General features: G+C 73.5%; 13 protein-coding genes. 5 read left to right on the top strand and 8 right to left on the bottom strand.

Going from position 1 to position 22,857, the window contains the following annotated elements; all coding sequences use genetic code 11:
* Positions 1–18: 18 nt before the first annotated feature.
* The 5 genes from M4V62_RS10995 to M4V62_RS10975 form a co-directional block, all read right to left on the bottom strand.
* On the bottom strand, positions 19–378 hold the full coding sequence (locus M4V62_RS10995; protein WP_249587065.1) for a hypothetical protein: 360 nt from the start codon (positions 376–378) through the stop codon (positions 19–21).
* On the bottom strand, positions 375–6,683 hold the full coding sequence (locus M4V62_RS10990) for a CHAT domain-containing protein (protein WP_249587064.1): 6,309 nt from the start codon (positions 6,681–6,683) through the stop codon (positions 375–377). Before M4V62_RS10990 ends, M4V62_RS10995 begins: the two co-directional genes overlap by 4 nt.
* A gap of 9 nt (positions 6,684–6,692) precedes the next feature.
* Positions 6,693–9,014: a hypothetical protein gene (locus M4V62_RS10985; RefSeq protein ID WP_249587063.1), complete on the bottom strand. Its 2,322-nt coding sequence runs from the start codon at positions 9,012–9,014 to the stop codon at positions 6,693–6,695.
* Between the two features lie 41 nt (positions 9,015–9,055).
* Complete coding sequence (locus tag M4V62_RS10980) at positions 9,056–9,544, bottom strand: hypothetical protein (protein WP_249587062.1); 489 nt, start codon at positions 9,542–9,544, stop codon at positions 9,056–9,058.
* 124 nt (positions 9,545–9,668) lie between these two features.
* Positions 9,669–10,889, bottom strand: a complete 1,221-nt coding sequence (locus tag M4V62_RS10975; protein ID WP_249587061.1) for a hypothetical protein — start codon at positions 10,887–10,889, stop codon at positions 9,669–9,671.
* 243 nt (positions 10,890–11,132) lie between these two features.
* Between M4V62_RS10975 and phsA the strand changes: the two genes are divergently transcribed.
* From phsA to M4V62_RS10960, 3 genes are all read left to right on the top strand, one after another.
* Complete coding sequence (phsA, locus tag M4V62_RS10970; RefSeq protein WP_425575002.1) at positions 11,133–13,070, top strand: O-aminophenol oxidase PhsA; 1,938 nt, start codon at positions 11,133–11,135, stop codon at positions 13,068–13,070.
* A 143-nt stretch (positions 13,071–13,213) separates the two neighbouring features.
* Positions 13,214–14,029: a PDZ domain-containing protein gene (locus M4V62_RS10965; RefSeq protein WP_249587060.1), complete on the top strand. Its 816-nt coding sequence runs from the start codon at positions 13,214–13,216 to the stop codon at positions 14,027–14,029.
* Positions 14,030–14,185: 156 nt separating this feature from the next.
* The gene (locus M4V62_RS10960) at positions 14,186–15,310 is read left to right on the top strand and encodes a M24 family metallopeptidase (RefSeq protein ID WP_249587059.1); all 1,125 of its coding nucleotides are present in this window, start codon (positions 14,186–14,188) and stop codon (positions 15,308–15,310) included.
* Positions 15,311–15,325: 15 nt separating this feature from the next.
* Here M4V62_RS10960 and treZ read toward each other — a convergent pair whose 3' ends face one another.
* Positions 15,326–17,071, bottom strand: a complete 1,746-nt coding sequence (treZ, locus tag M4V62_RS10955; protein WP_249592783.1) for a malto-oligosyltrehalose trehalohydrolase — start codon at positions 17,069–17,071, stop codon at positions 15,326–15,328.
* A 167-nt stretch (positions 17,072–17,238) separates the two neighbouring features.
* Here treZ and M4V62_RS10950 point away from each other — a divergent pair, with 167 nt between their 5' ends.
* Complete coding sequence (locus tag M4V62_RS10950; protein WP_249587058.1) at positions 17,239–17,790, top strand: FHA domain-containing protein; 552 nt, start codon at positions 17,239–17,241, stop codon at positions 17,788–17,790.
* A gap of 51 nt (positions 17,791–17,841) precedes the next feature.
* On the opposite strand, the gene M4V62_RS10945 is transcribed toward M4V62_RS10950, so the two are convergent.
* Positions 17,842–19,092 carry a M14 family zinc carboxypeptidase gene (locus M4V62_RS10945; RefSeq protein ID WP_249587057.1) on the bottom strand — a complete coding sequence of 417 codons (1,251 nt, stop codon included), beginning with the start codon at positions 19,090–19,092 and terminating at the stop codon, positions 17,842–17,844.
* Positions 19,093–19,254: 162 nt separating this feature from the next.
* Between M4V62_RS10945 and M4V62_RS10940 the strand changes: the two genes are divergently transcribed.
* Positions 19,255–20,397 carry a cytochrome P450 gene (locus M4V62_RS10940; protein WP_249587056.1) on the top strand — a complete coding sequence of 381 codons (1,143 nt, stop codon included), beginning with the start codon at positions 19,255–19,257 and terminating at the stop codon, positions 20,395–20,397.
* Here the strand turns inward: M4V62_RS10940 and treY are convergent.
* Entirely contained in the window at positions 20,380–22,821 is a 2,442-nt protein-coding gene (gene treY, locus M4V62_RS10935) for a malto-oligosyltrehalose synthase (protein ID WP_249587055.1), read from the bottom strand. The two genes, M4V62_RS10940 and treY, sit on opposite strands and share 18 nt — an antisense overlap.
* Positions 22,822–22,857 lie beyond the last annotated feature (36 nt).

The following is a 22,857-nucleotide window of genomic DNA, read 5'->3' as shown; positions in this document are numbered from 1 at the left end:
CTCGGTGTCGCGGGGGCGTCACGTGTCGAAGGTGATGAGGTCGTCGAGGAGGCGGGCGGTTTCCTCCGGGAGCGGGATGGCGGTCGGTTCGGGGTGCTCGGCGGCGGCGAGTGCGCGGTCGAGCGCGGCCTCTGCTGCGGGGACGGCCGACTCCAAGTCCACGTCGTGCAGAAGGAGTTCCACCACCATCCGGCGGCGTACGACGCGCAGTTCGTCCCATGCCTGCTGGGTGACCGGGGTCATCAGGCGCCGGGCGAGCAGCTCGAAGGAGGCGTCCTGGAGGTCGGCGTGCGACGTCCTGGGGGTGACGCCCACCTCGGCGAGCGCGTCGTAGGGGAACGGGCCGCCGTCCCAGCCTGTCGACGGGTCCTTGATCACGGAGCCTCCTCCTGTGTGTCCTGCTGCCCGTCCGTGTCCTGCTGCCCGTCCGTGTCCTGCGGCCCGTCGCCGTCCGTCAGCGCGTCGAGCCTGCGCTGGACGGCGTCGAGCAGTGCGCGCCGGATGCGGCTGTTCGTCGGGTCGGCGCGGGTGGCGCGGATCAGATGGTGCAGGGTGCGCTGGATGTCGCCCGCGCCGAGGGAGTCCTCGGCGCGGTCCGTCAACAGACGTGCCCAGGCGGCCAGTTCGCTCTCGTCGGGCGGCGTCTCCTCGCTGTCGCTGCGCATCAGGTCGCGCAGTCCGTCCACCCCGAGATCCCGGGCGAGCAGCCGCTCCAGCTCGTCGAGGGCCTCGCCGAGCGTCTCGCGGTAGCCGTGCGTCAGGGCCTGCCCGAGGCCCACGTCGAGGAGGCCGAGCGCCTCGTGGAGGATCTTCAGGCGGCCCGGGATCGTGTGCGTGTGCGCGTCGAGGGTGAAGACCAGGGCGCGCGCCAGGTTGTCGCGGGCGTGGCTGGACGCCGGGTTGAGCTTCAGGGCGCGGCGCAGGTCGGCCTCCGCCCCATAGGCGTCGGAGCGCATGCCGTACTTGGTGCGGGTGTAGCCGCGCCACACGCCGCGCATCGACAGCAACGCCGAGAGTTTGGTGTTCAGTTGGTCCACCAGGTCGCGGTCGAGCGGATGCAGGACCGGCGGCACCGCCTCGACGAGCGTGACGGCCTCGTCCAGGCAGTCGCCGCGCTGGGCGCCGCCCCGGTCGACCAGAGCCTCGACGCGGCCGAGCACGGCGGTGACCACCGCCTTCTTGCTGCGGGCCTGCATCCCGGCCCGCCGGGACACCTTGACGAGCTCGGACCACTCCTCCAGAGCGCGCGCGAGGCCGCCCGCGCCGTCGGTGAGGGCGGTGCGGGCGAGGGAGAGCCGCACGCGCACGGCGAGCTCGACGCCGTCCTGGAGCAACTTGGTCCGTCGATCGGGCAGTTGGACGTACGCGGGATTGCGGCGCAGGAAGTCCTCGCAGTGCGCGCAGGCCTCGATGTGCGCGGACGGCGTGGGTCCCGCCGTCGGGCCCGCGCAGTCGGCGGGCAGCGTGGTCAGGGTGGCGAAGGCGGGCAGTGCGCGCAGGGCGGGCCCGAACTTGTGGACTTCGGAGAGGACGAAGCTCTGCGCCAACTCCGAGAAGGCCCAGCGCAGTTCGCGTACCGCGTAGACGCCGGGGTCCTTGCCCTGCTCGGCCGCCGCGTCCAGAGCGGCGGCGAGCGCGCCGAGCGGTGCCTCCAGGTGGAGCAGGCGCAAATAGCGGGGGCCGCAGGCGAGCGGTGCGGCGCCCGCGCCCGGCACGTCACGCAGGCCGCCCATGTCCTTCAGGACGCGGGCCGCGCCCAGCTCGGCCTCCAGGAGGGCGGCCAACTCCTGGTAAGCGGCGGCCTGTTCGGGGCGATCCTGCTCGGTGTGGCGCTGTTCGCAGACGGACAGCTGCCCGAAGAGGTGCTGGCTCAGTTCGAGGCGCAGCTGGGCCATGTCCTCGCCCGGCAGGTCCCGTGCGTAGCAGGCGGCGCGCTCGGCGCGCCAGCCGTCCCAGTACTCGTCGTCGCTCAGCAGTGTCGCCCAGTAGGCGAGCGCCGACTCCCAGGCGGTGACGGCGTGCTCCCAGGCCCCGCTCTGCTCCAGCTCCTGGGCCTGCCAGAACCGGGCGGCGGCCAGTCCGTGCACGACGGCCATGTCCCCCGGAGCCGCCGCGAGCCGCCGCTCCCACTCGGCGGCGGCCGCTTCCCGGTCCCGGGCGAGCAGCAGCAGGAGGGGCGCGTCCTGCGGAAACCGCTCGCACAGGTCGCCGATGAGCCCCGCCCCCGCCCCCTCGTCCGGCGAGAGCCCGGCCATCGCGTCGCGCAGCGCGGCGGGGGAGTGCCACCGGTACAGGAGGGCGTCCAGCTGGAGCCGCCGCCCCGGAAGGCGCAGCCGGTCCCAGGCGACGCGCTCGGACCAGGTCATGCCGCCGCGTTCGAGGAGCGTGTACGAGGCGTCGTTGACGACGTCCATGGTGGCGCCGGGGTCGACGCCCGCGTCACGCAGCGCGAAGTACGGGTACGTGCGGTCGCTCGACGCGAAGGGGTCGGCCACCAGCGGGGCACTGGTCAACCCGTCGGCCCACGGCAGCAGTTCGAGGAGCCGTCGAAGCCTGCGGCACCGGGCGTCGGCTCGGTCGAGTCCGCCACCGGCCCGCTCGTACGCGGCGACGGCATCGCTCCATCGCCCGTCCGTCTCCAGCAACCGCCCCTGCGCATAGGCAAGATGGGCCTCCGCGTCCCGATGTCGCAGGCACGCACGGAAGGCGTCGACGGCCTGCCGCCACTCCTGGTGGGCGTCGGCCAGGCGCCCGCGGGCGTAGGAGCCGAGCGCCGCGGCATCCCGGTGATCCCCGAGCGAGGCGGCCTCCTCCTGGACGCGGCCCCAGTCCCCCTCGGCCTCGGCGAGCCGCACCAGGGCGTACTTCCGGCGGGCGGCGGCGTCCTCGAAAGCCCCGGGTTCCACGGCACTGAAGGCGGCCACGACGGCACGCCACTCCACGGCACTCACGGCGCCACCCTCGGCGATCCGCGCCCGCGCGTACCGCCGCCGCACCACGACATCGGCCCAGCTGTCGGGCAGCGCCTCGTAGGCACGACAGACGTCCTCCCACGCACCGGCGAGCTCGTGGGTGCGGGCGAGGGCGTAGCGGTGGAGGTGGTGGAGCTCTTGGTGGGGGGCGTCGTGGGGGCCGGTTGGGCAGGGGTCGGGGTTGCTGTCTCGCGTGGTGGGGGAGTGCGGGGTGCTGTCCTGTGCGTTGGCGTCCTGCGTGTCGGGGGCGTGCATGTCGGGGGGGTGCGTGAGGCGGTCCGGCGTGCCGCGATCGTGTGTACCGCTGTCTCGCGCGTCAGCGGCCCGCGTGTCGCCGTCCGGCGTGCTGTCGTCCTTCGCTTCGGTGTCCTGCGCGCGGACCCCCGGCGTGCCACTGGCCCGGTTGCCGTCGCGCTGCGTGCCGCCGCCGTCCTCTGCTTCGGCGTCCGTCGTGTCGGTGTGCTGTGCGTGGCTGTCCTGCGCGTCAGTGGCCGTCGTGGCGGCGTCCGCCGTGCTGCTGTCCTCGGCTTCGGTGCCCGTCGTGTCGGTGTACTGCGCATCGGCCGTGTGACCGCCGCTGCCCTGCGCGTCAGCGGTCGCCGCGTCGGCGTACGTCGCGTGGGCGCTCTCCGCGTCGCCGTACGCCGTTGGGGAGTCCTCCGTGTGCGTCCCCTCCGCGCGGACATCCCCCGCGCAATCGCCGCCCCCTTCCGCGTCTGCGGCAAGCGCCCCTGCATAGATCTCGCACGCTCCGGCCCAGTCGCCCGCCGCCTCCGCGAGGCGGCCCTCCGCCTTGCGGCGCAGGGCGCCGACCGCGCCGGCGCGGCCCGTGTCCGGTACGTCCGTGAGCAGGCTCAGGACCGCTCCCCAGTCGCCGCGCAGTTCGGCGGCGACGCGGGCGCGGGCGTAGCGGCGGCGGTCGCGGACCTCGCCATGGGCGTAGGTGTCGGGCAGTCGGCCGAAGCCGTCGATCACGCCGGCCCACTCGGCGCGGGCGTCGGCTGCCCGGCCGCGTGCGTACAGGAGGCGGTCGGGCACGTCGAGGAGGTCCGACGACAGCCGGGTGAAGCAGGCGAGCGCGTCCTGCCAGCGCGACTCGTCCTGGCAGCGGCGCCCCTCGGCGTACGTCCGCAGCGCGTCGGCGTCGTCGAATCCGCAGCCCGCATCGGCCGGGCCCGCCGCGACACACTCACCGAACGCGTCCGCCGCCTTCGGCCAGTCGCCGCCGGAGGCCGCGACCTGGCCCTGGACGTAGCACTTGCGTGGCCCCACATCGCGGTAGCCAGGGGGCAACAGGTCGAGGTTCGCCAGCGCGTCCGCCCAGTTCCCGACCGCCGCCGCGTCCAGAGCCCCTCGGTAGGTCCGCTCCCGCAGCCCGCTCAACCACGGCTCCGTGTCCCACCCTTGAGCGGCGGCGGCCTCCAGGTCGACAAGCGCCTCGGGCCAGGCTTCCCGGTCCGCGGCACCCCGGCCCCGCGCGTACAGCAGCCGTACGCCCGCGTCCAGGAAGCCGTCGGCGCCGGCGAACCCCTCGACGGCTTCGGCCCAGGCACGCTCACCCTCGGCGACTCGCCCGGAGGCGTAGGCGTGCCAGGAGGGGAGGTCGGGGCCGGGGCTCTCCTCAGGGGCCTCTTGGGGGTCTTCTCCGGGGCTCTCTCCGGCGTTCTCTCCGGGGTTCTCGACGGTCGGCCGCAGGTCGCCACCCTCCGCCCTCAGTGCCTCCGCCCTCAGCGCCTCCGCCTCAGCGAACCCCTCGTACGCTGCCCCCCAATCCCCCGCCTCGGCCGCCCCCCGCCCCCGGACGTACGCCACCCGCGCCACGGAATCCGCGAGCCCCGCGCACGCCACGTACCCCGCCTCAGCCGTGCCCCACTCCCCGGCGTCCTGCGCGACCCGGCCGCCCACGTACTCGGCGCCCGCCCTGGCACCCTCATGGCCGGAGCGCCGGGCGACGACATCGGCGTACGCGGCTGCGGCGGTCGCCCAGTCGGTGCGGTGGCGGGCCCGCTCGGCGGCTGCGAAGGCCTCGGCCACGTGGAGTTCGTCGCGGGCCGCGGCGAGGCGGGCCGCCGTGCCCCTGATGCCCGCCGGGTGAGCGGTGAGCAGCTCCTCGTAGCGCGCGATCGCCTCGCCCCAGTCACCGGCCTCCTCGGCGGCGCGCGCCCGCTCCGCGAGCCCCGTGAGGTGCCGGAGCCGCTCCACCTCCGCCGTGAGGCAGGCCGGCGGCGGGCCGGGCAGCGCGTCGCGCAGGGACGCGAACTGGTCGACGACGGCGTCCGCGTCCCGCTCGGCCGCCAGCAGGGCGCAGAGCTTCTCCAGCTCGTCCCAGGCGAGTTCGAACGCCGCCTCCGCCCGCAGCCGCCGCTGCTCGTCCTCGAACTGACGGGTCTCGGCCCGCAGTATCCGCTGCACCTGCGCCCACTGCCCCAGATCGCGCTGGTACCGCGCCGCACCGATCAGGACCGTCGAGTCGACGTGCCCGACCGGGCTCTGGAAGGCCCGCAGCGCGTCCGCGCCCTCGCGCAGCGGATCGGCGACGGCGCCGCCGTCGTCCCGTACCTCCCGCGCCTTGAACAGCCAGCCCTGCCGACAGGACTCGTGCAGGAACAGCGTGGGCGTCGCCCACTCCACCGCCGTGTGCCCCGGCAGATGCGAGATGCGGCGGCGCGCGGCGCCCATGGCCTCGTCGATGGTGCGGTTCGCCGCGAGCCCCTTGAACAGCTCCGGGCTGAACTGCCCCGCCGACACGTCACTCACCCGCCCCCGCATCGCCACCACGGCGGGCACACCCCCGCCGATCAGTGCCTGGGCGAGCCCGGAGAACGGCTCAGCGAGCGAACTGTCCGCCCCGGAACAGAGGTTGAGCGTCACGAGGCGCAGCCCCGGCGCCTTCAGGAGGATCCCGCTGAGCAGATCGGCTGGCACGCGGTCGACGCCGCCGTCCTCGGTCTCCAGGGCCACCACGCCTTTGCCGAGTTCGTGGTCGTACGTTCCGTGCGCGATGAGCAGCAGTGCGGTCGGCAAGGGGGAGTGGGCGCCGATGGCCGCCTCCAGGCTCTTGCGCGTCGCCCGTCCGAGCACCGTGGTCTGCACGGCGACCTCGGGCAACTCAAGGCGCAGAGCGGCTACTTCGGCGTCGGGACGCAGCGGCGGCAGGCCCGCGCCGACGGGTGACGCACAGGCCACGAGCAGCCGGATCAGGCTCGGCTCGTCCGCGGGCTCGGGAAGGCGCTGGCCCAGCGGGCCACCGGGCAGCGAACGCACCAGCGAATAACCGTGGTTGAGGGCGAGCGACTGCTGCGGCTGCCCCGGCGGCGCGCACAGCGCCTCCAGCGGCAGGTCGCGCAGCTCCTCCGGCACGTCGAACCGGATCCGCAGCCCGCGCGCGGGCCGCATCCGCTGCGCCCGCTCCAACGCCAGGCCGACGCACGCACCGACACCTTCCGGGTGCCGCTCGCCTTCGCCCGCTCCGAAGAGCAGGCGGAAGACGCCGCGGCCAAGGCCCCTGAGCTGCGCCACCGTGTGCTGCTCGCCCATGGGGGACAGGCCGAGCTCGGCCGAGATCAGCTGGTCCCACTGGGCACGGAACGCGGCAGGCTCGCCGTTCACCGCGATCACTTCGGCGGCGGTCGCGGGGCCGTTGGCGGTGACGAGATAGCGGGACATGCCGATGGGGCGGATGCGGATGCGGAGTTCTTCATAGGCGAGCATCGGCCGCCGTCACCTCCCGCTCTCTTGCTGTTCTGCCGTGACGTGATCCAGGTCGGCGACGGCCGCGTCGCGCTGCTCGGTCAGCTCGGGATCGCCGGGGAAGTGGACGAGCGCCGCGGTGAGTTGGTCCAGTGCTTCTTGCAGGGTCGCCCTGGCCCCGGACACGCTCCCCGAACGCCAGCGCCGCGCCGCGAGCCCGCGCAGTACGACACCGAGGCTGACCTGTGCGCGCAGCAGATGCGGGTTGAAGGCGACGGAGCGCCGCAGATCCTCGGCGGGCGCGTCGAGCGAGGTGCCGTCCCGGTTGACCGCCGAGATGCCTCGGTCGGCGAGCAGCCGCGCCAACTGCCCCTCCAGGCGGCCTCTTTCATTGGCTCCGGTAATGGCACGCACCGCGTCGAGCGTGTCCACGGCCCGCGTCGGATCCCCCGCGCGATGCGCCGCGCGCGCCGCGCCGAGCGCCAGGTCGACGACGGCTGCCTGGGTCTCGCGGTAGCGCTCCAGCTCCCTGCTGTGCACGAGGGCGCGCCGCCAGGATGCCGCCGCAGCTCCGAAGTCGGGGCGATCAGCGGTGAGTTGACTGCGCCCCAGATCGAGCCGGGCCCGCAGCGCGAGGGTGCGGGCGTCGCGCGCGAGGCGGCGGTGCTTGTCGGGGTGCCCGGCGTAGGAGGGGTTCAGCTCGTCGAAGCGGCCGCAGCCCGGTTCGCAGATGGCGGCGGCCACGGGGGGCGGACTCGCCGCGTCTTTACGCCGAGTTGTGCTCGCCTGAGTTGTGCTCGCCTGGTTCGTGGTCGTCCGCTCGCGGCACCTGCGGCAGCGCAACTCGGTGAGGGCGGCGAGAGCTTCGGCGGGCTTGCCCTGCTTCAGCAGGAGCTGGGCGAAGCCGAGTTCGGAGAAGGCGTAGGTCAGTTGAGCCCGGCCGTCGGTACCGGTACCGGCACCCGCATCGGCGTCCGCGCCCGCACCTGAACCCGCACCCGCGCCCACGTCCGCACCCGCACCGGAATCAGCATCGGTGCCGACGCCGGTCGCGGCGAACGCCCCGAAGTCGTCGACCAGGCCAAGCCCCGCGACACGCAACGGCCCGCACACCAGGGTCTCACCACCGAGCCCGGCCGCGAACCCGCCCACCCCGGCCACGATCTTCGCGGCATCCGCCTCCCGCTGAAGCAGCGCCCCCGGCGGCACGCGGCCCCCTGCGTCGCCCTCCGGCATCCGCCGCTCAAGTAGCTCCCGCAGATCGGCCCGGAGCCCCGCGTCGAGCGCCTCCTCCACGGGCACGCCGAACCTGGCCTCGGCAGATGCGCGCCGGTGTTCCCAGAAGGCGTCGTCGTGCAGCAGCGCGCCCCAGGCGGCGACGCACCGCTCCCAGCGTTGCGCGGCGTCATCGTCCGTACGGCCTTGTGTGTCAGCCGAGTTGAGCAGTGCGAGGGCCAGCGTGTGGGTGATCCGGTGGTCGGCGGGGTGGCGTCGGGCGGCGTCCTCCAGGAGTTCGACGGCGGCTTCGCGGCGCCCGCCGAGTACGAGGGCGACCGCGTACAGCGGCACGAACTCACCCTCCACCGGACCGGGCAGCCGCCGGGAGGCATCGATCAGGAGGGCGACCCGATCCCGGTCCCAAGCCCGACCCCCAGCCCCAGCCCGACCCCCAGCCCGACCCGTCCCGGACTCGCCGCACCCTCCTGAACCACCCGGCATCCCGGCCAGCGCCGCCTTCCGCAGCAGCAGGGCGAGCTCACCCGACGCGCCGCCACCGGACAGCGCCTCCATCACCCAGCGTGCGTCGGCGTCCAGCACGTCCTTGTCGCTCGCCGCGCGCAGATCGTCCAGCGCATCCGCGTACCGCCCCAACCGCGCGCGTGCGTAAGCGCGTTGGACCAGCGATCGGCGGTGGGGTCCCGCACACCTGAGTGCCGAGGTGAAGTACGCGTCCGCGGCCTGGTACGCCGCCCGGTGTGCCGCCGCGCACCCCAGCCAGTGCAGGGGCCCGGCATCGTCGGGCCGCAACTCGTGCGCCCGCTCGAACTCGACGGCACCCTGCTCGGCGTCCCCCGCCGCGAGGCGGACCCGCCCGAGCCCGACATGGACGCGGCCCAGGATGGCCTCGCGGCCTCCCCCGTCGTCGTCCACCCTGTCCCGGCCCTCCCCGTCCCGGCCCTCCCCGTCCCGGCCCTCTCTGTCCCGCTCCCCGACCAGGGCGAGCGCATCCAGGAAGTCCCGCTCGGCGGCGTCCCCGTCGCGGCGCGCCAGGCTCGACTCACCCCTGGAGCAAGCCTCTTCCGCCCCGGAACACGCCTCTTCCGCACGGCCCAGGTCAGCATGCGGCCCCACGTCACACCACCCCCGTTCCCCGTTCTCCGTTCCCCGGCGGGTCAGCCGGCCGCTTCGTCCAGTTCGGAGCGCCAGCGGCCCTGCGCGCTGTCGTAGTGCAGCGGCCCCTCGCTGAACCGTGCCAGGTCGAGGCCCAGGAGCTGCTCGTACGCCTCGCCCGGCAGACCCGGCTCCAGGACCACGCGCAGTCCCGTACGCCGGTCCTGGAGCACCAGCGGCCGAGGAGCGGGACCGGCGGGGTCAGTGCCATGAGCGGGATCCGCCGCGCGCGACGACCGGCGTACGACATCCTTGAACGCCGTGTACGAGTCCTTGACCGCCTCCGCGCCGAGCCCGCTCAGGAACGCCTGTAGGGGCAGGGACGCCAGCATGATCCAGGGGATGTCCGCAGCGCCCCGGTGGTCGACCGCGCGGCGCACCCGCGCCGTGTGGACGCCGAGGCCCTCCAGCGCGGAGACCAGCTCCCGCCGCAGGTCGTCGGAGACGTCCCGGTCGAGGAGCAGCTCCGCGGGCAGCGGTGCGTCGGTCATGTGGGCGGTCCTTCCCGGAGGTGATCTCGATCCCCCGCCCGGAGCCGATGCCGTACTCCCGCTCCTGCCGAGCTGATCTCCGTCCCGCAGCCTAGAGGCGGCGGCCGCACCGGTGCGGGAAAATCTACGATTCCGCCGCTGCCGCTTCCACGGCCCTGCGCTCCAGCTCGGCGAGGCGCGCGTCGGCCGCCGCGCGGCCCTCGTCGGTGTCCTGGAGCGAGCGGTGCAGGCGCTGCGCCCGTATCGCCTGGGTGTAGTCGCCGATCAGTGCCAACTCGTCGCGTAGGACGGCCAGTTGTGCCGTGTCGGGACCCGTGTCGTCCAGCTCGCGGATCAGATAGGTGCGGGCGGCCTCCACCATCCCCTGGTCCCGCGCGAGTTCGAGCCAGGTGGATTCCGGTTCGTCGTCGGGGTCCATCCCATAGTTGGAATCGTCGAACGAGCGAGCCCACTCCTGGACTTGACCGGCCTCGTCCGGGAGCCCGGCGAGACCGCACCAGGTGTCGTACGTCGTCTCGTGGACCTCGCGCAGCAGCGGCAGGTCCTCGGCAAGGCCATGGAGCCCCACCAGGACGACGGCGAGCCGCAGTTCGTCGGACATGGAGGCGTCCGCCTCGTGCTTGAGGAGGTGGCGCAGGAGTGCGCGGTCGGTGTTCCGCCGGTCGTACTGCGCGGCGCGCAGCGCAGCCACCCGGCGCGGCCGGTCCCCGGCGACGCCGTCCCAGACCGTGCGGTCGCCCGTCCGCAGCAGGGCCAGGTCGGTGCGGCCCTTGGCGAGCACCTGTTCCCACAAGGGCGGGCGCGGGTGGGGGTCGAGGCGCTGGTACGCCAGGTGCTCGACCGCGTTGAGGAGGAGGTGGTCCGGTTCGGTGCGCAGGAGCGCGGTGTGCAGGCGCGCGACAAGCTGTGCGGGGGAGCGCTCGGGGAGCCCGAGCGCGGCTCTCAGCTCGGTGCGGCGCGCGTCGAGATCGGGAACGCAGTCCTCGCGGAAGTCACCCTCCGTGTCGGCGATCTCGGCGAGTATCCGCGCCTCGCCGTCGGTGGGCGACAGGCCTACGTAGTCGTGCCAGCCGGGCAGGCCGACGAGGATCTCCAGGGCCTCGTCCACGCTGTCCCCGATGGTCCCCGCGGACCCCTCGGAGTCGGCGTACAGCACGGATCCGTCCCCGCAGACGAAATACGTGCCCCCGGAATCGTCCCCCGCGATCGGTTCGAGCGGCCCACCCGACGCGAGGCGGACCTCTTCGACGTGGTCCGCGCGGGACAGGTCGAATGCGAAAGGGAACGCGGCCAGCTCGGCCAGACGTGGGTCCTGTCGCAGCAGACGGAGTGCACGTTCGGTCATGCTCCGAAAGTAACAGCGGTCACTGACGCCAGACCCTCAACAGGACTACCCGATTCCATATGGGGTTTCCGATACTTTTCTTGCGGAATGAGGGATTCGCGGAACTTGGCCGAGGCGTCGCGAGTCTTTTGATGTAAGGGGGCGGCCACTGACCGGGCCGTTCAACCGGCCGCACACCAGCGGCCATTGCACTGCTTTGCATCGCGTTCTTGCTTTGCATTGATCAACACGGGGGTGTTCATCTTGACCGACATCATCGAGCGCATCACCGACCGCCTGACGGGGCCCGCCGACGCGGACGCGACCCCGGCACCGGCACCGGGGGAGCTGACTCCGTACGTCACACCGCTGCCGGTGCCGCCGGTCCTGCGGCCGGACTCCGTCGACATGCGCGACGAGACCGACGTGCCCGCGGAGACCGAGATCGCGCTGCGGCCGGCCTGGATCCGGCTGCATCCGCAGCTGCCGCCGACCCTGATGTGGGGGTATGGCGGCTGCGTGCCGGGCCCGACGATCGAGGTGCGGCGTGGCCGTCGCATCCGGATCGCCTGGACCAACCGCATCCCGAAGGGCAGCGAGTATCCCGTCACCTCCGTGGAGGTGCCGCGGGCCGACCCGAGCCCCGCCACGCTGCCGGGCCGGGCGGGCGTCGCACCGAACAAGGACGTGGCCGCGCTGCCGCCCTGGTCGGTCACGCACCTGCACGGCGCGCAGACCGGCGGGGGCAACGACGGGTGGGCGGACAACGCGGTGGGGACCGGCGACGCGCAGCTCTCCGAGTACGCGAACGACCACCAGGCGGTTCAGTGGTGGTATCACGACCACGCCATGAACATCACGCGCTGGAACGTCCAGGCGGGGCTCTACGGCACGTATCTGGTGAGGGACGACGAGGAGGACGCGCTCCATCTCCCCTCCGGGGAGCGGGAGATCCCGCTCCTGCTCGCCGACCGGAACCTGGACACGGACGAGGACGGACGTCTGAACGGCCGCCTGCTGCACAAGACCGTGATCGTCCAGCCCAAGAACCCGGAGACGGGCAAGCCGGTGTCGCTGCCCTTCACGGGCCCGTTCAGCACGGTCAACGGCCGCATCTGGCCGTACGCGGACGTCGACGCGGCCTGGCACCGCCTCCGCCTGGTGAACGCGTCGAACGCCCGGATCTACGACCTCGTCCTGGTCGACGAGGACAACAACCCGGTGCGGGGCGCCCTGCACCAGATCGGCAGCGACGGCGGCCTGCTGCCGCGCCCCGTGCCGGTCGACTTCGACGAGGCGCTGCCCACGCTCACCGTCGCCCCGGCCGAGCGGATGGACCTGCTGATCGACTTCCGCGCGCTCGCGGGCAAGCGGGTGCGTCTGGTGAACAAGGGCAGGGGGCAGGCCCCCGGGGTGCCGGACCCGGCGAACGACGTTCGCTACCCGCAGGTCATGGAGTTCCGCGTGCGGGAAGCCGAGTGCGACGACCCCTTCTCGCTCCCGGAGATCCTCTCGGGCTCGTTCCGCCCGCTGAGCCACGACATGGAGCACGGCCACCGCCTGGTCGTCCTGACGCCGCCCGCCACGAAGGGCGGCGGGGGCCACCCGGAGATCTGGGAGATGACCGAGATCAAGGACGCGGGCGACATCCGCGTCCCGACCGAGGGGATCATCCAGGTCCGGGGTGCGGACGGCAAGACCAAGACCTATCGCCGTACGGCCCGCACCTTCAACGACGGCCTGGGCTTCACCATCGCCGAGGGCAGCCACGAACAGTGGAGCTTCCTGAACCTCGCGGTGGACCCGCCGGTGACCCACCCCATGCACATCCACCTGGCTGACTTCCAGCTCCTGGGCCGCGACGCGTACGACGCGTCAGGCTTCGACGTCACCGTGGGCGGCACCCGGGCCCCGATCTCCTTCGACCCGAAGACGGAGATCCCCCTCGCCCCGAACGAGCGGGGCTGGAAGGACGTCTTCCTGGTCCCGGGCGGTCAAATGCTGCGCGTGATGGGCAAGTTCGACGGTGCCTACGGCCGCTTCATGTACCACTGCCACCTCCTGGAGCACGAGGACATGGGCATGATGCGCCCCTTCGTGGTCATGCCGAAGGAGGCCCTGAAGTTCGACCACGGGGCGGGGCACGGCGGTCATGACGGGGGCCACGGCGGGAGCGGGCACGAGGGAGGTCACGCGGGCTGACGGAGACCGCGGGCTGTCGGAGACCGCGGGCTGTCGGAGACCGCGGGCGGCCGGCGTCCGCGTCGGCCGCACACGTGGACGTCACTCTTTCGTGAATCGTCGCGCCGGGTCACGCCGGGTAGGGCTGTGGCCGGAGGCGAGCCATGGAACAGACTGCGTTGCGTCCCAAGCCGATGCCCGGACAGGATTCCGGCGGAGGCGGCAAGTTCGGCATAGGCCGGAAGCTCGGCATCGGCCGGAAGTCCGGCAGAGGCGGCGGGCTCGGCATGGCCCGGAGGCTGGGCATGGGCCGGAAGGCCGGTGCCCGGCGGACATCCGGCACGGGCCACCGATCCGGTCCCGGCCACCGCCCGCACGCCGCGCGGCGGCGCGGACGGCGGCTGATCACCCTGCTCCTCGGGCTGCTCTTCTCGGCCGTCCTCGTGCTGTCGGGGGTGGGGCTCGGCACCGTCAGCGCCACTGTCATCGGCATGAGCAAGCTCGCCGACATGCAGAAGCAGGCACAGAAGCAGGCCCAGGCACAGGGTGGCGCCAAGGGGCAGGGCGGGCAGACGGGACCGGAAGCACCCGGAGGACCGGCGGGGCCCGGCGCGCCGGCCGCTCCGGGTACCGCGTCCAAGCCCGCCGCCCCGCCGAAGCCGTCGAAGCCGCCGGGGAAGGAGCCGGACAAGGCCGGGGAGCGGGCCGCCGCGCGCCCCGCCATCGGCGTGGAGGCCGTCGACGCCCCCACGGGGCCAGGGGCCCTGCTCGTCGGCGTGCACAGTCCGGGTCCCGGCCACACCGCGGGTCTCGTACGCGGCGACGTGGTGCTCGCCTTCGGCGGGACCCGCACCGCTTCGGCCAAGGCCCTTGCGGCCGCGGTCGCCGCCGCGGCCCCGGGAAGGAACGTCACGGTGAGCGTCCGCCACGAGAGCGGAGGGCGGCAGTCCCTGTCGGTGACGCCGGGCTTCGTGACGTGAAGCGACGTGAACGTGCGTGAACGTGAAGGGACGTGGCGGGGGCCGCCGTAACCCGGTCGCGCACGCGCGGCGGTGCGGGCAGGATCGGCTTCATTGGCAGCGCGCCGTACGAGCAGCAGGCCGTACGCGCACCAGTGAGCAGCCCTGGAGGCCCCCATGACCGGCACCCCCGCGCCCTTCACCGCCGACGACTACAAGGCCCGCATGGACCGTGCCGCGGCCACCGCGGCGGACGCGGGGCTCGCGGGACTGCTCGTCGCACCCGGCCCCGACATGGTCTGGCTCACCGGCTACCGGCCGACCGCCGACACCGAGCGCCTCACCGTCCTGGTGCTCGCGGCGGGCCAGGAGCCGGTGCTCGTGGTGCCCACCCTGGAGGCCCCGGACGCAGGGCGGGCGGCGGGCGCGAGCGCGCTCTCGCTGCGCGACTGGACCGACGGGAAGGACCCCTACGCCGCGACCGCGCCGCTCCTGGATGTCGACGGGCGCTTCGGGATCAGCGACAACTCCTGGGCCATGCATCTGCTCGGCTTCCAGAAGGAGCTGCCGAACACCTCCTACGTGTCCCTCACCGAAGCGCTCCCCATGCTGCGCGCCGTCAAGGACGCCGCGGAGCTCGAACGCATCGCGGCGGCCGGTGCCGCCGCGGACTCGACGTACGAAGAGATCAAGAAGGTTTCGTTCGCGGGCCGCAAGGAGACCGATGTCGCCGCCGATCTCGCCGATCTGCTGCGGCAGTTCGGGCACTCCCAGGTCGACTTCACCGTCGTGGGATCCGGCCCGAACGGCGCCAATCCGCACCACGAGGCGGGACACCGCGTCATCGAACGCGGCGACATGGTCGTCCTGGACTTCGGCGGCCTGCTGCACGGCTACGGCTCGGACACCTCGCGCACGGTGCACGTGGGCGAGCCCGACGCCGAGGAGCAGCGGGTCCACGACATAGTCCGCGAGGCGCAGGAGGCCGGCTGCCGCGCGGTGCGGCCCGGCGCCGCCTGCCAGGACGTCGACAGGGCGGCGCGGGCGGTGATCACCGAAGCCGGGTACGGCGAGCACTTCATCCACCGCACCGGGCACGGCATCGGCGTCACCACCCACGAGCCGCCCTACATGATCGAGGGCGAGGAGCTGCCGCTCGTGCCCGGGATGTGCTTCTCCGTGGAGCCCGGCATCTATCTGCCGGGCCGCTTCGGAGTGCGCATCGAGGACATCGTGACGGTCACCGATGACGGCGTACGCCGCCTCAACTCCACCCCGCGCGAGCTGGCGATCGTCAACTGACCCCTGCCGTCGGCCTCATGGCGTCGCGAGCACCGCACACGACTCGGCGGGCAGCCGCAGCAGCCCGTCCGCGCCCGGCGCGGTGACCGGCTCCCACGCCGCGAGCACTCGCGCTCCCCGGCCGCCCAACGGGATGTCGACCGCCTCCTTGCCGATATTCACGGCGATCCGCAGATCACCGCGCCGGACCGCGAACCAGCGCGCGCTCTCGTCGTACGCGACCCGCAGCGCCGCCAGATCGGGGTCGAGGAGGTCGCCGAGGGCGCGGCGCAGGGCGATCAGCTCGCGGTACCAGGCCAGCACGCGCGCGTGCGGGTCGGTCAGGGGCTCGGCCCAGTCGAGACAGGAGCGGGTCCTGGTGGCCGGGTCCTGCGGATCCGGGATGTCGTCCTCGGCCCACCCATGCGCGGCGAACTCCCGCCGCCTGCCCCGGCGCACGGCATCCGCGAGCTCGGGATCGGTGTGGTCCGTGAAGAACTGCCAGGGTGTGGCGGCGCCCCACTCCTCGCCCATGAACAGCATCGGCGTGAACGGTCCTGTGAGGGTGAGTACGGCGGCGCAGGCGAGCAGGCCGGGGGAGAGGGAGGCGGAGAGCCGGTCTCCTTGTGCGCGATTGCCGATCTGGTCGTGGGTCTGCGTATAGCCGAGGAAGCGGTACGCGGGCGTCCGGGCGCGGTCCACGGGACGGCCGTGCCTGCGCCCCCGGAAGGTCGAGTACGTTCCGTCGTGGAAGAAGCCGCCCGTGAACGTCTTGGCGAGCGCGGCGAAGGGGGCGTGGGCGAAGTCTTCGTAGTAGCCGTGCGATTCGCCGGTGAGCGCGGTGTGCAGCGCGTGGTGGAAGTCATCGTTCCACTGCGCGTGCAGGCCCAGACCGCCCTGCGCGCGCGGGGTGACGACCCGCGGATCGCCCTGGTCGGACTCGGCGATCAGCGAGAGCGGCCTGCCGAGTTCCCCGGCCAGCTCGTCCACGGCCGCCGAAAGGTCCTCCAGGAAGTGGCACGCGCGCGTGTCCCGCAGCGCGTGCACCGCGTCCAGACGCAGGCCGTCCAGACGGTAGTCGCGCAGCCACGCGAGCGCGCTTGTGATCAGATACGCGCGCACCTCGTCCGAACCGGGGGCGTCCAGGTTGACCGCGGCGCCCCACGGCGTGTGGTGGGTGTCCGTGAAGTAGGGGCCGAACGCGGGCAGATGGTTGCCGGACGGCCCGAGGTGGTTGTGGACCACGTCGAGCACGACACCCATGCCGTGCGCGTGCGCCGCGTCGACGAAGCGTTTCAGTGCCTCGGGGCCGCCGTACGGCTCGTGCACGGCCCACAGGGACACGCCCTCGTAGCCCCAGCCGTGCTGCCCCGGGAACGGGCAGACCGGCATCAGCTCCACATGTGTGACGCCCAGTTCGGCCAGATGGCCGAGCCGCCCCGCGGCCGAGTCGAGCGTGCCGTCCGGTGTGTACGTCCCCACATGCAGCTCGTACAGGACCGCGTCCCGCACCCCGCGCCCCGCCCAGGGCGCGCGCCACGCGTACCGGTCGTGGTCGACGAGGGCGCTGAGCCCGTCGGGGCCGTCCGGCTGGCGCCGCGAGCGGGGATCGGGCAGCACGGGGCCGCCGTCGAGCGAGAAGCCGTAGCGCGCCCCGTCGGCGGCCTCCGCCTCCGCCGTCCACCAGCCGGCCCGGCCGTCGGCGCGCTCCATCGCGCGCGTGGTGCCCTCGCACAGCAGCGCCACGCGCTCCGCTCCCGGTGCCCACACCTCGAACTCCACTGACAGTTCCCCCTTGTCTGTCATCCGCTGCCGGTCATCCGTGTCGATCTGTCTTCATCCGTACGTCATCAGTGGTGACGCCCGTCCATCGTGCTGCAGAAGTGATCGGTCCGGGGTCGTTCCGCGTTTTCTGGACACCCCGGCCGAGCTGACCGACAATCAGCAGGGTGACGTCGTCCTTTGAGATCCACACGTACCCCGCGCGGCTGACCGACGCCGAGCGCGACAGGGCACTTGAGGTGCTCAGGGAGGGCGCTGCCCTCGGCAAGCTGTCGCACGACACGTTCGTGCGGCGCATGGAGCTGGCGCTCGCCGCTCGCCAGCCCGACGAACTCGCCGCGCTCACCGCCGACCTGCGGACCGAGGGGCGCTTCTCGCGGGCGGTGTTCGGCACCGTCGGCGCGGTCTCCGGGTTCACGGTCAGGCTGCGCAGGGCCTGGCAGGCCGAGAAGCTGCCGAAGCTGCTCCTGCCGGTGCCGACGAACCCGCATCCGCTGCGGATCGGCCGCGACCCCGCGAACGGGCTCAGGCTCAGCCACGAGACCGTCTCCCGGGTGCACGCCGAGCTGAGCAGGCAGGGCGGCATGTGGGTGCTGCGCGACCTCGGGTCGACCAACGGCACGTCGGTGAACGGCCGCAGGGTGATCGGTGCGGCCGTCGTCCAGGACGGCGATCAGATCAGCTTCGGGAAGATGGGCTTCCGGCTCTCCGGTTCGTGAAGCCCCTTCGGGGACGGCGCGCGTTGTGCGTGCGGTCAGTTGTGCGTGCCGTCAATCGCCCCGCACGCGCGCGTGGCGCACGGCCGCGACCGTTGTCCGTGACTGGTGCTCGACCTGGTCCGCCAGCGGCACCCAGCGCGCCCCGAACCGCTCGGCGAACGCGTCGCTCCAGTGCAGGACGAGCCGTTCGAGGCGGGGCGCGGCCCGGTCGCCCGCCGCGTCAAGGACCCGCAGCAGCATCGCGGCGGCCCGCAGCGGAAGACGGCGTCCGAAGGCGTCGACGCTGCCGATGTACGCCATCGACGTCCCGGCGGGCGGCAGCCCCGCCCAGTCGTCGGCCAGGCCGGGCACCAGGTCGAGTGCCCAGCGCGCCGCGCGCAGCAGTGGCCCCTGCGCCTCGGGGAGCCGCGGCAGCGCCTCCCGGAGGATGTCCTCGACCAGGCGCGCGTCATGGCGCAGCCGCTGCGAGAAGCCGCGCAGCGCGAGCACCGGGGAGGGATGGAGGGTCAGGTCGTCCACCAGGTCGCTGGCCCACATCGGGACCTCGACGATGGCGGTCAGGCCGCCGTACCGGTGGGCGTGGTGCCAGGTGGTGTGCCGGGCGTCCTCGGGGAGGCTCGGATAGGCGGCCGCGGACCCGGGGCCCGGCAGCACATGCACCCCCGGCCCCGAGACCGGCCAGCCCGCGGCGTCCGAAGCCCCCGTCTCCACCGGGATGTGCAGCTCCGCCGCGGACTTGGCGAACGGCTCGGCGAGCCCCGGTATGTCCCGCGTCAACTGCACCCAGCTGCCGCCGAGATCGGTTCCGTGCAGGGACACCTGGAGGTAGGGGCGCAGCTCGTCGATGACGCCCGTCAGGGTGCGGGTCTCGGGCGGCAGCCGGTCGGGCGGAAGCACCGAGGGCGACCACTCCGGCTGCTCGGGGCCCGCGGGGCGGAAGAAGTGCCGGTGGTAGTCGAACAGGGTGCGCGGGGCGGGCGTGCGGTGCAGGTTCGCGCCGTCCGGGTCGGCGCACAGGAGGAAGTGCCAGGAGGTGTCCGAGCGCAGGTCCTCGTCCCGCAGGGCCCACTCGGCGAGGTTGAGCAGCGTCGAACCGCCGGTCGGTTCGTTCGAGTGCGCGCCGGCGACGATCAGGACGGCGCGGCGGGAGCGGCCGACGGACAGCAGGTGCAGTGGCCTTCCTGCGCGCGACGAGCCCACCTGGCGCAGGGAGCTGAGCTCGGGGCGGTGGGCCGCCAACTCCCGGGCGGACATCACGAGTTCGGCCACATTGGGATACCTCTGCTCCGCCAGTTGACTCACCCCCGTCTTGTCCGCTGACGCAATCCGCAGTACGCCACGCAGTAGGGCGGGTGTCAAGCGCCCGACCCAAGGGATGTCATCCCGCGGCGGCCTTGCCCCACAGCGTCACCCGAATGGGCGTATGGAACTGCGCACGGCGCCCTCCGATGGTGCCCTGAAACCGTGTCAACGAGCTCGGCCCCCAGCGGGCACCGCCTGTCACCGGCTCCGCCGAGCTCGTCCCCGAACGCCGGACGGGCCGGGGCCGCCTCGCGCGCCGTGCTGCCCAGTCTCCTGGCCCCTGGCGTGGAGCGTGACCCCTATCCGGTCTATCGCGCCCTCCGTGAGGACTTCCCCCTCGTCCACGACGAGCTCCTCGGAGCCTGGCTGCTCAGCCGGTACGCGGATGTGCGGGCCGCGCTCGGTGACGTGCGGTTCGGGCCTGCGGCCGACGGGCCGGGCCCGGCCTATCGGAGGCTCATCGAGCCCTTGCTGCGGGCCGCCGCCGAGCGCACCGCCCACGTCCTCGCCCGGCGCCTGGCCGGACGGCGCGAGGTCGATCTCGTCGCCGAGTTCAGTGCCTGGCTGCCCGCCGCGGCCGCCGTCGCCGCGCTCGGGCTGCCCTGGGAGGACGCAGCCCGGGTACGGGAGTGGTGCCGTACGGGAGGGCTCGCGCGTCCCGGCGGCCTCCACCCGGAGCTGAACGGCCTCCTGCGGCCCCACGTCACGCGGCGGCGCGCCCACCCCGGCGCGGACCTGCTCTCCGTGCTGTGCGGCGCCCGGGTGGACGGGCAGGCCCTCTCCAACGAGGCCGTCACCGGCCTTGCCGGGACGCTCCTCACCGGCGGCGGCGAGGCCACCGCCCTCGCGCTGGCCTCCTTCCTGGCCAACCTCCTCGACCACCCCGCCCAGTTGGACCTCGTACGCACCCGTCCGGGGCTGATACCCGCCGCCTGGGCCGAGTCCCTGCGCCGGGATCCGCCCACCCCCGTCGTGCTGCGCCGCGCGAGCGTGCCGGTGTCCCTGGGCGGCACCACACTGCCCGCGGGAGCCGTCGTCGCCTGCCTCATAGGCTCCGCGGGACGCGACCCGTTCCGCTTCGCCGACCCCGACCGCTACGACATCTTCCGCACGGACCCGGCCCACCTCGCGTTCGGCGCCGGACGGCACTTCTGCCCGGCCGCCACCCTGGCGGGGCTCGCCGCCGAGTGCGGCCTGCGGGCCCTGCTCGACGTCATGCCGGGCCTGCGCTGGGCGCCCGGCTTCAGGCCCGCGCCCCAGGGGCTCATGGCGCGGGCCCCGCGCCTGCTACTCGTCCGCCCCTGAGGCAGCGGGGTCAGTGGACACGCGCTCCAGAAGCACCACCGGCAGTTCCCCGAAGAGCTCCTCCACGCGCGCGTGCCCCGTGAACTCCCGCTCCCGGGTGAGCAGATCTACCCACCGCCCTTCCGGAAGCGCGAGTTCCGTCGTCCGCCAGCCGCCCGCATCGGCCAGGCGCAAGGAGAGCCGGGTCACCGCCGCGATCACCTCTCCGGAGCGAGCGAAAGCCACGCAGTGCGCCGCGCCGGGGCCCCGCGCCGCCAGCGGCTCGTACGTCGCCGCGCCGCCGAACAGCTCCGGGCGGCGCCTGCGCAGCCGCAGCGCGGTCGCCGTGAGGGCCAGCTTCTCCTCGGAGAGGTCCCAGCGGTCACGGTGCTGCTCCAGGTACTCCAGGACATGCGCCTGGAACCGCACGGGCCGCCGGTTGTCCGGATCCACCAGGGCCCGGTACTCGCCCTCGGTGCCCTGGTAGAGGTCGGGCACCCCCGGCATCGCCAGCTGGAGCAGCGTGGCCCCCAGGACGTTGGCCCGCACATGGGGCCGCAGGCCGCCCGCGAACTCCGCGACCGTGTAGAGCGGCGGCCCGCAGGGACCGGCCTCCACGAACGCCGTCACCGCCTTCTCGTACGCCTCGTTCGGCTCGGTCCAGCTCGTGTGCAGGCCCGCCTCGCGCACGTGCTTGAGCAGGGCCTTCTGGAGCCGTTCGTCGTAGGGGAAGCCGAAACCGACGGCCGTCTGCCAGGCCGCCCAGGCCAGTTGGGGATCCGGCGCGCTGGTGCCGCCCACGCGCGCGGTCTGCTCGGTCACGTCGACCAGGAGGTCGGCCCACCGCTCCGGGACTTGCGTGAGCACGGCGATGCCCGCCCGTACGTCCGCGCTGCGCTTCGTGTCGTGCGTGCTGAGCACCGTCCCCGCGTACGGCCAGTCGCGCTGCACGCGCGCGCAGTAGGCGTGAAAGGCCTCCGGGGTCACCGCGGGCCGCTCGGGAGAGCCCCCCACCTCGGCTGCCGAGAGGAGCGGCGCGTGCCGGTAGAACGCCGTGTCCTCGACCGCCTTGGCCCGCAGCGCCGACGAGGTCTGCGCGAACCGCGCGCGGAAGCCGTCGAGCGCGGGCCCGGACCCCAGACGCCCGAGGACCAGGTCGCGTACGACATCGACCGCCTCGGCCTCCTCCCGCACGGCGAAGGCGGCCTTGGCCTCGTCGGCGGCCCTCACCGTGAGCACCGAAGCCGGTTCGGCGCCCCCGGAGACGTAGGGCCGGTAGACGGGAAGACGCACGAGCAGTTCCACGAGCGCGGTGCGCAGCGCCCACGGCGCGTGGTCGCGCAGCGCGGGGTCCGGGGCGCAGAGCGCGGTCGCCTCGCGCGTGAGGCGGTCGGTCTCGGCGGCCAGCTCATGGGTGAGCACCTTGTACGCGGCGCGCCGCACCGTCGCCCCCCAGTCGCCGCCCCGGTCCACCGCGGGCGCCGTGAACCTCCGGTACTGGCCCAGGAGCTCACCCGCCCCCGCCGGGTCCGTGAACAGGCCGTCGAGGTGGCGCAGCGCGTCGTACCCGGTGGTGCCCGCGACGGGCCACGCGGCGGGCAGCTGCTCCCCGTCGGCGAGGATCTTCTCCACGACCGTCCAGCGCCCGCGCGTGGCCTCCTGGAGCCGCTGGAGGTACGCCCCCGGGTCCGCGAGCCCGTCGGGGTGATCGACCCGCAGCCCCTCCACGACCCCTTCCCGGAGCAGTTCGAGGATCTTCGCGTGGGTCGCGTCGAACACCTCGGGGTCCTCGACGCGCACCCCGATGAGGTCCGAGATGGTGAAGAAGCGCCGGTAGTTGAGCTCGGTGCGGGCAAGGCGCCACCACGCGAGCCGGTACCACTGGGCGTCCAGGAGCTGAGGAAGCGGCAGCTCCCCGGTGCCTTCACGGAGAGGGAACGCGTGCTCGTGGTAGCGCAGCTCGTTCCCGTCGACCCGCAGGCGCTCCAGCTCGTCCCCGACCCCGCGTCCGAGCACGGGAAGCAGCACCTGCCCGCCGCCCGCGTCCCAGTCGATGTCGAACCACCGGGCGTAGGGCGAACGGGGGCCCTCCCGCAGCACCTCCCACAGGGCGTGGTTGTGGCGCGGAACCGCTGCCATGTGGTTCGGCACGATGTCCACGACGAGACCCAGACCGTGTGCCCGCGCGGTGCTCGAAAGGGCCCGCAGCCCTTCCTCGCCGCCCAGCTCGTCGCGCACGCGCGCGTGGTCCACGACGTCGTAGCCGTGCGCGGACCCCGGAACGGCCTCGAGCACCGGGGACAGATGCAGATGCGAGACTCCCAGCGAGGCCAGGTACGGGACGGCCGCTTCGGCGGCCTCGAACGGGAACTCCGGCTGGAGCTGCAACCGGTAGGTGGCGGTGGGCGGTGGTGGCACCGCGGGCTCTGGGCGCTCAGGCGTCATGGGAACGTACGTACCCGCCTGGCGGGCTTTCGTGTC

This window comes from Streptomyces durmitorensis, assembly GCF_023498005.1.
In the GTDB taxonomy this organism is placed as follows: domain Bacteria; phylum Actinomycetota; class Actinomycetes; order Streptomycetales; family Streptomycetaceae; genus Streptomyces; species Streptomyces durmitorensis.
The sequence above is the reverse complement of the archived record's forward strand: the minus strand, read 5'-3'. Positions and strand labels throughout refer to the sequence as shown.

Coding starts and splice junctions, on each gene's coding strand:
- M4V62_RS10990 (WP_249587064.1), bottom strand. CDS start 6,683: ATGCTCGCCTATGAAGAACTCCGCATCCGCATCCGCCCCATCGGCATG.
- M4V62_RS10980 (WP_249587062.1), bottom strand. CDS start 9,544: ATGACCGACGCACCGCTGCCCGCGGAGCTGCTCCTCGACCGGGACGTC.
- M4V62_RS10975 (WP_249587061.1), bottom strand. CDS start 10,889: ATGACCGAACGTGCACTCCGTCTGCTGCGACAGGACCCACGTCTGGCC.
- M4V62_RS10965 (WP_249587060.1), top strand. CDS start 13,214: ATGGAACAGACTGCGTTGCGTCCCAAGCCGATGCCCGGACAGGATTCC.
- M4V62_RS10960 (WP_249587059.1), top strand. CDS start 14,186: ATGACCGGCACCCCCGCGCCCTTCACCGCCGACGACTACAAGGCCCGC.
- treY (WP_249587055.1), bottom strand. CDS start 22,821: ATGACGCCTGAGCGCCCAGAGCCCGCGGTGCCACCACCGCCCACCGCC.